This is a genomic window from Luteolibacter flavescens (assembly GCF_025950085.1).
GTDB classification, from domain to species: Bacteria; Verrucomicrobiota; Verrucomicrobiia; order Verrucomicrobiales; family Akkermansiaceae; genus Haloferula; species Haloferula flavescens.
Window position 1 is genome coordinate 70,823 of the sequence record NZ_JAPDDS010000021.1, and the last position, 11,560, is coordinate 82,382.

6 protein-coding genes and 1 pseudogene are annotated in these 11,560 nt (G+C 64.8%); 4 read left to right on the forward strand and 3 right to left on the reverse strand.

Features of this window, described 5'->3' with window-relative positions; translation table 11 throughout:
- Window position 1 precedes the first annotated feature (1 nt).
- Both OKA04_RS23610 and OKA04_RS23615 read right to left on the reverse strand, forming a co-directional pair.
- Complete coding sequence (locus tag OKA04_RS23610; RefSeq protein WP_264503697.1) at window positions 2-1,063, reverse strand: PTPDL family protein; 1,062 nt, start codon at window positions 1,061-1,063, stop codon at window positions 2-4.
- 52 nt (window positions 1,064-1,115) lie between these two features.
- A complete protein-coding gene (locus OKA04_RS23615) occupies window positions 1,116-3,266 on the reverse strand; it encodes a YyaL domain-containing protein (RefSeq protein ID WP_264503698.1) in 2,151 nt (716 codons plus the stop codon).
- A 104-nt stretch (window positions 3,267-3,370) separates the two neighbouring features.
- Between OKA04_RS23615 and OKA04_RS23620 the strand changes: the two genes are divergently transcribed.
- Window positions 3,371-4,171 (forward strand): ParA family protein, encoded by an 801-nt coding sequence (locus tag OKA04_RS23620; protein ID WP_264503699.1) that lies wholly within the window; start codon window positions 3,371-3,373, stop codon window positions 4,169-4,171.
- The gene (locus OKA04_RS23625) at window positions 4,158-4,817 is read left to right on the forward strand and encodes a roadblock/LC7 domain-containing protein (RefSeq protein ID WP_264503700.1); all 660 of its coding nucleotides are present in this window, start codon (window positions 4,158-4,160) and stop codon (window positions 4,815-4,817) included. The genes OKA04_RS23620 and OKA04_RS23625 overlap by 14 nt, the downstream gene beginning before the upstream one ends.
- An 86-nt stretch (window positions 4,818-4,903) precedes the next feature.
- Here the strand turns inward: OKA04_RS23625 and OKA04_RS23630 are convergent, their stop codons facing one another.
- On the reverse strand, window positions 4,904-8,392 hold the full coding sequence (locus OKA04_RS23630; RefSeq protein ID WP_264503701.1) for an ATP-binding cassette domain-containing protein: 3,489 nt from the start codon (window positions 8,390-8,392) through the stop codon (window positions 4,904-4,906).
- 304 nt (window positions 8,393-8,696) lie between these two features.
- On the opposite strand from OKA04_RS23630, the gene ftsH reads away from it, so the two are divergent.
- On the forward strand, window positions 8,697-10,907 hold the full coding sequence (gene ftsH / locus OKA04_RS23635) for an ATP-dependent zinc metalloprotease FtsH (RefSeq protein WP_319800631.1): 2,211 nt from the start codon (window positions 8,697-8,699) through the stop codon (window positions 10,905-10,907).
- A gap of 540 nt (window positions 10,908-11,447) precedes the next feature.
- Window positions 11,448-11,560, forward strand: a pseudogene (locus tag OKA04_RS24700) (hypothetical protein); the annotation flags it as partial.

Sequence of the window (11,560 nt, forward strand, 5' to 3'; positions counted from 1 at the left end):
ATCAATTGGCCGGTGCGGCAGGTGCAGCCTTGGTCAGGAGGTCGATGTAGGGCTGAGGCAGGCTGGCGCTTCGGGCGGCGGAGAGGGCGGCGGAGACTTCCTGGGCGGTAGCGCCGGACTTGGTCACGGCGGCCCAGGCGGTTTCATAGGCCTGCTCGGACTTCGGGAGCTGTGCGGTATCGACGCTCTCCAGACGGCGGATCTCGCTTTCGAGCAGGCGCTTGGTTTCCTCCATCGGAGCTTTCACGTAGGGATCGAGTGCCGGCCACTTGTGGCCTGCGGCCTTGTCCTTTTCGAGCAGGGCCGTGTAGGCAGCTTGCTCCTCCTGGATGGCGGCGGTGCTGAGGCTGCGGTCATTCCCGGACATCATTGACAGACCATCGGCACGGGACTTCGCGCGCGCGTCAAATCCGGCGAGGCTGGCGGTGACGGCGGAGAGGTGGGACCTCATCACGCGTACCGCGTACGGGATGTTTTCACGGTAGGCGCTGCTGCCTTGATAGCCCGTTTCCAGCTTGGTCCACGCGCGCAGGGCGGTGATCAGCTCGCCGCGCTCTGCCGCCGCCTTCAGGGTCGCGGCCTGAATGCCGGCATCCAGAGCGTAGGCCTTCGGCTTGCGTTCGTCGGCGGAGATCAGCTCGCCCTTGAATTTCACGCCCCCGGCGGTCACCACGTCGAATTCCTTTTCCAGCACGGAGAGGAGCTTCAGGGCCTCGACCTTCTTCGGGCTCTGCGGGTGGCGCTTGATGAAGGACTCCACCTTGATCGTCTGGGCCTGATAGGTCTCGGCAGACTGGAGGTCCGGGGTTGGCACCAGCTTCGCGAGCTCGGCGAATTCGGTCTCGTCCTTCTGCTCGGCGGTCTGCTTCACCACGTCCGCCTTCGGCACGCGGCGCTCGTCCTTGATGGACTTCGTGACCTGCACCGAGATGATGTAGTCGCTTCCATCCTCCTTGACGATGGTACCTTCGATGGTGGTGCCGTCCTTCAGCTCGAAGGTGTCGGCGGAGACGCTGGCGATGGCCAGCAAGGGAAGGTAGCGGAAAAGGCGGTGGGCTTTCATGATTACCAAAACAATCCGACGCTCATGCCCGGATGCGAGAGGAAAAATCGGATCAGGGCTTGGGGGCGGCTACCGCAGCGGCCAAATCGGCCGGATTTGCGGGCGTGACCTTGGTTCCATCGGGAAGGTGGACCGTCACCGTGCTGCCCGTGCCGATCCTGCGCGCGATCAGGTCCAGTGGCAGCTTCGTCGCGGCGTCGCGCCATTCGGCAGAGGGATCGGCGGGCAATTCCACGATGACACGCGAGCGGGCGAAGGAGGCCGCGAGGATCGAGTCGGCCACCACGATGGGCTGGATCTCCGGGCGGGGCAGGGAGCTGGCGAGCTTTGCCATTTCCGGCGGCGAAGGCTGGCCGAGCGCCTCAAGGCGTGCGGCATTCATGCGCATGAGGCCGACGGTGGAGTCGTCGAAAAGCATGATCCGGTCCATCATGAGAAGCTGCAGCGGCGTGGATGCCGGGCGGGCCTCCAGCATGCGGCCGTTCTTGTCGATGAATTGCTCGCCGACCACGGTGGCGAGGTCGCCGGCCCACAGGCGCCAGGATTCATCCAGCGTCACCTCGGCCAGATCGAGCGCGGCCTGGATGGCCAGCGCGTAAGTGAACGCGCGGGCGTCCGCCACGACCGGGGATACGGGCGCGCCCTGCTCGATGAGCAGGTTACCCTTTGAGAAGGCTTCGCGGGCACCCTTTGCGAGCGCCAACGCCTTGTCGCGCCACGCAATGTCGCCCGTGGCGGTGAACAGGGCCGCGTAGGCGGATACCATGCGGAAGCTGGACGAGGCCTCGCCGTGGGCAGCCGGGGCGGGCTGGGGCATGCGGGTCAGCCTTGCCGCGAGCAGTTTCTTCCGTGCGCTCTCGTAGAGGGCGGGGGCTTGGGCCGGGTCCACCTTGGCGGCAGCGGCTGCTTTTTCCATGGGAATGCGCGTGCCGAAGGTATTGAGGCGGAAGAATTTGCGCGAGGGATCGACCTCCATCGGCAGGTTGCCGAGGTCCTGGACGCTGAAAAGCGCCTTCCACAGGGCTGCCTCCTGAGGAGAAAGCGCGGCATTGATCTGATCGCTGCTCCACATCCATTCTTCGAACTTGGTGGGGACGGGCTGGCGCTGGTTGGCGAAGAGGCCGTCCGCCGTGGAGAATTGCTCCTCGGCGAATTTCACCGCTCCGAGCGCCACGTCCAGAGGGAGGGCATCCCCGATGGAAGAGTAGAGGCTCACCAGCGCCCGCGCGCTGCGGGCCTGGGTCATGCAGGTGCGCTGGATGATGGGGAGATCCCACGAAGGACCCATGCGGGTGGTGTAAACGCCGCCGTCCAGAGGATCGACCATGGCGCTGCGGAGAACCTGATGGCCGAATGCCGAGACGGCTTCCCGGCTGCGGGCGGCGATGTCCTGCGGGATGGTGGGACTGTTTGCCGCCAGCGCGAGGAACTGCAGGCTTCCGATCGGGAACAAGCCGCCGGTCCCGGACAGCGTGCCGATGTCCTGGTCATACTGGCTGATCATCTGGCGCGTAGTGCGCAGCAGGAAGGCGTCCCGGGTGGCGGCGTCGGCGACCGCGTCCGGTTGCGGGATGCGAGACATTCGCCGGGCGTGGTCGGACTTGCTGTTCCGGTGGGTGAAGGCCGGGTCTTCCCGCCACATCGCCATGGCCATGTCCGTCACGTTGTCGATGGAGTCGCGGAAGCTGTCCTTCGTGTCGAAGGGGATCGCGCGCCAGCCGACCTCGTGGCCGTCCGGGGAAAGGAGCAGCACGTAGGGGAAATTCATGGGCGCGCGGAGTTCCTCCGACAGCATTCCCGCGGCGATCCCGCATTCCCGAGCGACGCTCAATTCCGCGAGGACGGGGATGAATTCGTTATTGAAGCGGGCCACCAGTTCCGGGTCCTGGTCGATAGCGTCCAGCGCCTCCAGGCAGCCCGGGTATTGGGCGCTGCAGAGGAAGACAAAGATCAGGCGGTCGGCATCCCTCGATCGCTTGAGGATCGCGGGGTCCCACTGCTGCCATTTCACGGGCGAGTCCTTCCGGCTCGCCAGCAGGCCCTGGGGGGCATTGGCCATCTGGTTCTCCAGCTCTGCTGACACGATGGGCCGGGCAGCGCTCGAGCTTGAGGAGCTTCCGGAGGAACTTTCACCTTTCCGGCAGGAAGATACGGTGGCCGTCAGGGCGAGAAGGCCGATGGCGGGGATGATGACTTTCGACATGAGGCAGGCTGGGCAGATGGATGGCGCTCGCAGCGTGCAGAAAAGGCTTCCGTGCTTACAAGCCGAAGCTACGCTGTGGCAGCGATTTCCCCGGAGCTCACAGCGTGATCAGTATAGCGGTTTCCAGTCAAAAGGGCGGCGTTGGCAAGACCACCGCCTCGATCAATATGGCCCATGCCTTCGCCCGGGCAGGGCTGAGAACCCTGCTCGTGGATGCGGATCCGCAGGGATCGGTCGGCCTTTCGCTGACCCGCCAGTCCCGCATGCTGTCCGGATTCTACGACTATCTGGCAGATCCCGGCATCCCGCTGGAGCGGCTGCTGGTGCCTACCCGCCTGGAGACTTTCACCCTCGTGGCGGCCGGCCAGGCCAGTGACTACGAGGTGGGTGGCGCGCCGACCGGGGCGCACCTCGCCCGTGTGCGCGGATTCATGCGCGCGGTGGAGGCCCGCGGTTTTGACATCGTGCTGATCGATACCCCGGCGGGGCTTTTCGGCCTCACGGCGGACATCATCGCATCCAGCGACTCCGTCCTCATCCCGCAGCAGGCGGAGCCTCTCGGCATCCGCTCCGTGCCGAAGATGCTGGAGGGCCTGAATCGCCTGCGGGTCATTCACCCGCGGCTTCTCGTGCTCGGAGTGCTGATGACGATGGTGCAGGCCGACATGACGGAAAGCCGTGAGTCGGTGATGGCACTGCGGCAGCTGCTGCCGGAGGATCTGGTGCTGCGCACGATGATCCCGCGCGACGGACTTTTCGTGAAAGCCAGTGCCCGCGGCTTGCCCATTGGCGTGCTGGAAGAAGGCGCGGGGGCCCTGGCGGTCTTCGATGCCCTGCGAGCGGAAATCGAAGCGAAATTCGAACGAGCCGGCCACCCCTCCCTTCGCCGCGATGGATCCGCTTGAACCATGGATCGACGCCTCGGCGGTGCGCCGCCTCGCGGAGAACCTGCTGGCTGACAATGGCCAGCCGGAGGTTGCTGCATCACCCGACGCGGGATTTGGCTCGGATTTCGTCGGATTTGCCGAGGGGGCACCCCGTCCGGCAGCCGCATTGCCCGTCGCGCCGCCGCCGATCCCGCAAGCTGCCCCGGCCCCCTCGGTAAGGGCTCCGTCGGAGGAAGTTTTCGAGCGCCAGTTGGAAGCCCCGCTGCCACCGTCGGCGGAGTCGGTTCCGGCCGAGCCGCTGCCTCCGGGTCGTGGTCCGCTGCTCGTGCGTCTCGCGCGTTTCCGCGATGCCCTGATCCGCCACACCGGCGCGCGCGGTGTCTTCATCCTGGATCGCGAGGGCAAGCCGGTCATGGAAGACCCCGCCTACACGCGGATGCACTTCCTCGCCCGCAGCCTCGCCCAAGCCTATCGCCCGGTCGCCGGGCAGGCTGGGAATGTCCACGTGAAGATCGGAGCGAATGATGTGCTGGAAGTCGTTCCCGTGGAGACGCCCTTCGGCTGGCTGGTGCTGGGCACCGTGGTGCCGCGGCCACTGACCGCCGTGGTGGTCGCAGAGATCGCCGCAGCGCTGAAACAGGCTGCGACGCCGGAAGGAGCGTGACGACTTTCTGGCGATGAAAGTCGAAGGAATTTTCCCTCCGCTGCTCGCTTGCTACCGGTAGGATTCCGAGTGGCTGAGTGAAGAAGTCACTTCGTCCGCCGGTTCTGGATGCCCAGCACCGCGGATGTGGCGAGACCGGTGGCAATGATCACCAGTAGCAGCACGGCGCTGTCGTAGTCCACGGTATCCACCCAGTCATCGCCGACCGGCTTTTTCAGGGCGAGGAAGATGTGGCGTGGCTTCTCCTCATTCCGGTAATCGAGACGGAAGGTCTCCGCCTCGCGGACAAGGAGATCGATGCGGTCGTTAACGAAAAACTCGGTGATGGGCCGGGCGTTCGGATCCTTGCTCCGGACCTTCAGCGAATCGATCTCCAGTCGGGTGCCGGCGCGGGCGAGGGTGGTGATCCGCTCCGCCAGATCCTCGGCATCGCGGGGATTTGTGGCCTGGGAACCGCCGAGTTTCACCAAGGACTCCAGCATGAGCTGGAGTCGCTCCTCGACTCCGGGCTCCAGCGGGCTTGGCCGTTCCTTGATGGAATCCACGCGCCGCTGGATGCGGATGCGCTCCAGCTCGTAGGGATTCCGGGTGGCTTGGGTGACGACCATTGCCTCGTAGGCATGGCGCAGCGGCATGATGTCGGAGGGAACGGGCACCCCGCCGCGCTCGCGCTCGATGCCGCTGTTTTCAAAGAGGCCGCGATTCATCTCGCGGAAGGGGACCAGCGCACCCGCGAGGAGCATCTGCGGCACCAGCAGCAGGGGGACCGCGGTCAGGGCGGCTCGCTCGGTCTTCACAATCGACGAGACAAGCAGCGCCAGCCCCGTGCCGGTGCAGGCGGTGAGCGTCATCCACAGCCACTGGCTCGGCACGGTGCCCCGGATCTCGAGCAGGAAGTGGCCGATGAGCGTGTAGACAAAGCACTGCGCCGCAGCGACCAGGCCGAGCGCGCAGAATTTCGCGCCGACGTAGAGTAGGGGATTTGCCCGGCAATTCCTCTCACGGCGCAGCAGCGGACGATCGCGCAGGATCTCGGTCGCCGAATTGGTCAGCCCCAGGAACATCGCCACCGTCGCCGACAGGAAAAGGTAGGCCGGGATGTGCAGGGCCGTGGGGAATTCATAGGCACCCTCCTTTGACGAGCGCAGCGTGATGCCGATCAGGATCGCGAGGAGCGGCGCTTCCAGCAGGGTCGAGTAGAGCGTGCCGCGATTGCGCAGCTTCGAGAAAAGCGAGCGCTGGAAATGCGTGATAAACTGAGCCCACGAGCGCTTCACCCGGGGGACCACGCCGGTAGCGGAGTGGATCGAGGGCAGCGAGGTGTCCGTATTCTCCACGCGCGATGGCGGGGCCGTCTCGCCGAGTGCGTGGACCAGCGAGTCGCTCTCGAAGCGCTCTTGCCAGAAATTCGGCGGGAAGCGGCGGGCTCCCGTGGGATTTTGGCCGCCGCCGATCTGGGCGAGCGGGGTTTCCAGCACGTCGAAGACGAAGTCGGCCCCGAGCGGGATATTCGCCGCGATGGCGGGGTGGGAAATGCCGAGTTCATCCGCAGAGCCGCGGAAATAGGCGATCATTGCGGCGGGTGATCCGAAGAAGGCAAGGCGGCCGCCGGTATCGAGCAGTAGCACCTTGTCGAAGAGATTCAGCACCGTGGCACCGGGGCGGTGGAGCGAGGCGATGACGATCTTGTCGCGGGCCAGCGAGCGGAGGGTCTCGGCCACGTGCTCGGAGTCCTTTGAGGAAAGGCCGGAAATCGGTTCGTCGAAGAGGAAGACCTCCGCCGCGCTGCCGAGGTCGAGCCCTAGGTTCAGCCGGCTGCGCTCGCCACCGCTGAGGGCTTTTTCCCCCGGAGATCCCACGCGACGGCGGGCCATCGCCTGCAGGCCCAGCTCTGCGAGGATGCCATCGGCACGACGCTCGATTTCCTCCGCGGAGAGGAAGGGCCGCCGGATGGTGGTGGCCTGCCGCAGGTGCTCGCGCACGGTGAGCTGCGGATTCAGCGCATCCTCCTGCGGCATGTAGGCGATGAAGCGGATCAGCTCCAGGCGGTTCTGATAGAGGGACGACTCATTGAGCCGCACCCGGCCCCGGCTCGGTTCGAGCTGGCCGGCAAGCACGGAGAGCAGCGTGCTCTTTCCGCTGCCGCTGGGGCCGATGATGCACAGCATTTCGCCGCGCTTCACCTCGAAGTTCACATTGTCCAGCGCCCGGACTCCGGGGACGAACTGGTGGATGAGGTCCTGCACCTTCAGCGCCTCGATGAGATTCCGCTCCTCATCGATGATCCCCTCGCTGAAGCGGCAGCGGAGCGCCTGGGTGCGGGAGAGCCGGATGATGGTGCCGTCGCGCAGCGGGGCGGAGGTTTTCACCGGCACGCCATCGGCCGTGATGCTGCCCTCGGCCTCGCGGATGAAAAGATCGCCCGTCCGGCGCTCGGAGTCGAAGCGGATCCGGAGCACCATTCGCGGCGCAAATCCCGGGCCGATCAGCATGTCCCCGCTTTCGAGCACGGAAGGATCGTTTGAGACGCGGAAGTCACGCTGGTCCGGCTCCAGGCGGAAGCGCCCGCCTGCCTCGGCCCGGCGGCGGCGCAAGGCATCGATGGTGGTGGAGAGCCCGGTGGGATCGGACAGGCGCTGGTGGTGATCGCAAAAGACCGGGCGGCGCGGGAGCAGAGGGCCGACGCCCTCGATGATGAATTGCGTGGGCTTCAGCGCCTCGATCTCCGCCTTCAGGCCAAAGCGGATCCGCACCTCGCTCTGGCGGCTGCGGGCGCGCTCGCTGGTCAGGCCCTCGTCAGTGCTGGCGAGGAAAATGGCGGGGCTCTTTCCCGTCAGCTTGACGTTCAGGAAGAAGACGAGGTCTTCCGCATTCAGCGTCCAGCCGGGGAGCACGATCTGCTGGCGCTCCCGCATGCGGAGGAAGGCGCCCCGCTCAAGGGATCGCCCTCGCACCCACAGCGGGTGCTCGCCGGTATTTCTCACCAGCACTAGGTCCGCCGCGCGATAGACCCGGAATGCGTGGCCATTCGCCTCGGCAGGGAGTGCGACGTCAGCGGTATCGCCCGGGCCGAAGATGACTCGCTCGAAGCCGGGATGCTCCCCGATCTCCTCGCCTGCCATCTCCGCGAGGATCTGCCGTGCGTGATCCGGCCGGCCGAGTCGGCGCATGAAGATCTCGAAGGAACTCCGGCTTGTCTCCGATCGACCGACGGCATCGACCAGCGTGAAAAGCTGCAGACCGACCGCCATCTTCTGTGGGTCGTCCAGTAACTCCCTGAGATCCAGTGCAGTGCGGGCGAGGGGCTTTTGTTCGCGGACGGCCCTTTGGACCCGGCGTGCCAGCCAGCTATGGTCAGCCTCCGGGAAGGCGCTGCGGAGGAGGTCCAGGATCAGGTCCGCCTCGTCCGCATCTAGGCGACCGTCCAGGGTCGCGAATCCCGCGAAGGCATCGACCATTAGGCCCAGCACCCGCGCGCTGCTCGCGCTGGCCTGGCGGCGTCGCGGCCACCACGACGGGGTGCCCGGTCCCTTCCTCGGTTCCGGGGTGTCATCGGGCGCCGCCTCATGATCCATCCGGGCCATCCATGGCAAAGGCTCGCCGGACCCGCAAGAGCGTCGGAAAAAATTGGGTTTTCTTTCGGCGATCCAGAGTTACCCTGTCGCGCCCTCTGCACTGTCATGCCGCAAATATTTGTTTGTCTGCGGCACCGGGGAAGGGGCGCTTTCCCAATCAACCATGTCTGATCCGTCTCAAAATCGTCCGCCGCAGGGTTCTGGCGCGCGCGGGCCAAACGACCCGCCGGGATTCAACTGGCGTCTCGCGATTCTTCTCAGCGCCGCGTTTCTCATCCTCGCCCTTGCCGTTTTCAGCAATGGGATGAGTTCGACCGTGCAGTCGATGTCCTTCGGTCAGTTCAAGGAAAAGTGGGACCAGGGGATGGTCTACCGCAATGACCCGAAGTACCCGCTGAAAGTCACCACTCAGGACGGTGCTTACAATGCGGTGATCAGCGGTCGCCTCCGTGCCACGCCTGAGCGCGGCCCGGGTGAAGATCCCGATACGACCAAGCAGATCCAAGCCACTCTCCGTTTGGACAATGTGGCGGCGATTCTCGGCGAGTCCGTGGTTTATCGCCTCAGCCGCGAAGCTGCTCCGGAACCGGGTCCTGAGACCATGGTACTTTCCGAGGCGGCCTTCCGCCGTGCTGCCGCCCTGGGCGAAGTCAAGTCGCTGAGCGACAAGGAGCCGCTCACTGTCTATTCTACCGATGGCAATATTGGTGTGGTCGTGGCAAACCGGGTCATTCCCCCGGCTCCCGCGCCGCCAGCGGAAAATACCAAGCCGGTGCCGCCAAAGGAGTTCAAGGTCGTAGCTCCGGTCATGATGCTGGGAGACCAGCTCGGTGAACTGATGCAGGACAAGAAGGACAGCGTTATCTTCGAGCCGAACAACGACTTCCTGAAGAGCGCGATCTTCACCTTTCTGCCCGTCCTGCTCATCGTCCTGCTGCTCTTCTTCCTGTTCCGCCAGCAGATGAAGGCGGCCGGTCGTGGCGCGATGTCCTTTGGCAAGTCCAAGGCACGCCTGCTGACCCGTGATCATAACAAGGTGACCTTCAAGGACGTCGCCGGTATTCAGGAAGCCAAGGAAGAGCTCTGGGAAATTGTCGATTTCCTCCGCGATCCCCGCAAGTTCCAGAAGCTCGGTGGCTCAATCCCGAAGGGCGTCCTCATGGTAGGACCCCCAGGCACCGGCAAAACCCTGCTCGCCCGCGCGATCGCCGGTGAGGCGGACGTGCCGTTCTTCTCGATCTCCGGTTCTGACTTCGTCGAAATGTTCGTCGGTGTGGGTGCTTCCCGCGTCCGCGACATGTTCGAGCAGGGTAAGAAGCATGCTCCCTGCCTCATCTTCATCGACGAAATCGACGCTGTCGGTCGTCACCGCGGCCATGGCATGGGCGGCGGTCACGATGAGCGTGAGCAGACGCTCAACCAGCTCCTCGTGGAGATGGACGGCTTCGACACCCAAGAGGGCGTCATCATCATCGCCGCCACGAACCGCCCGGACGTGCTCGACCCCGCGCTGCTGCGCCCCGGTCGCTTCGACCGTCAGGTGACCGTTTCTCTTCCCGACGTGAATGGCCGCGAGGAAATCCTCCGCGTCCACGTGAAGAAGATCAAGCTGGCCCCGGGCACCGACCTCGCGGTCATCGCTCGCGGAACTCCCGGATTCTCTGGTGCGGAACTGGCGAACCTCATCAATGAGGCTGCCCTCCTCGCCGCACGCCGCGGACTCTCCGCTGTCACTCTCGCCGAAATGGAAGAAGCACGCGACAAGGTCCGCTGGGGCCGTGAACGCCGCAGCCTTGCCATGTCGGACAAGGAGCGCATCGGCACCGCCTGGCATGAGGCCGGCCATGCCTACCTCAATATGGTCCTGCCGCACACGCACCCGCTGCACAAGGTGACCATCATCCCGCGCGGCCCTTACCTCGGTGCTACGATGTATCTCCCGGACGGCGACAAGTATTCCACCCAGCGCAAGGAAGCTCTAGCCAATCTGGTCATGACCATGGGTGGCCGCATCGCGGAATCCTTCATCACCGGCGACGTATCGAACGGTGCTTCCGGCGACATTCGTCAGGCGACCTCCCTCGCTCGCCACATGGTCTGTGAGTGGGGCATGAGCGACAAGCTGGGCATGATCGAATACGGCGACGGGGACAACCCAGTCTTTCTTGCCCGTGATGTGTCGCGCAGCCGGAACTACTCGGAAGACACCGCCCGCGTCATCGATGCCGAGATCAAGCGCTTCATCGACGAAGCCTACGATCACGCGACCGAGGTCCTCACCACGAACAAGGACAAGGTCGAGCTCATCGCGAACGCCCTGCTCGAGTATGAGACGCTGGATGCATCCCATATCCGCGACCTTATCGACACCGGTGAGATGAAGAACCCGCCGAGCGCGCCCAAGCCGCCTCCGGTGCCGGACGAGTTCCGCAAGAAGCCCGCGGCCAAGCAGACCGAGGACAAGCCCGATGACGGCGGTCCTCTCCCCGGCGAAGTCGTAGGAGCCCCGGCCTAAGCGCCGATCAGCAAATCTGAATTCCCAAAGCGCGGTGTGGTGAAAGCCACACCGCGCTTTTCTTTTGATCCCGGCGCCGATCGCGGGGTTGTCCACTGGAGCAGCGCTGCTGTGTCCATCGCGACAGGTGGAGCATTCCCTTGGCGGCCTAGCGACCGGGCAGTCGTTTCTGGAAGCTGGAATGGAATGGCTCTCGTCTTTCGAGGAATGCACGGTCGCTCAGTTTTAGCCTCGGGCCGGGCTGTCCTGGTTAGGGCCTGAAGATCCGGAAGAGCAAGCGCTGTAGGTTCCGTCATGTGCGCTTACATCGCTCCGCAGGGAGTCAGGGCAGGGGATCACCCTCGGCAAGGCCGCTTCCCTCGTCCGATAGTAGCACTGGACCCGCATTCCTCGCGCCCTCCCGATCATCAGAAAGCCATTGGCGGGATTCTCCCGGAGTCTCCCCAAAACAAGGGAGCCAGCGGCCCGCGGCGTGCCGTCAACTACTACGGATATAGTAGTTGGTTGTAGCTTTCTCTTTGAGAGTCCGAAAATCCACTCGAAGACAGAGGTTGTCCCGAATCCATGAGGCCCTTCTACCGTCCTGATGCGGCCCGGACGCGTGAATCCGGGGGTGTAGGGCTCGGTTTGGCCATCGTCCGGTCGGGAATCGA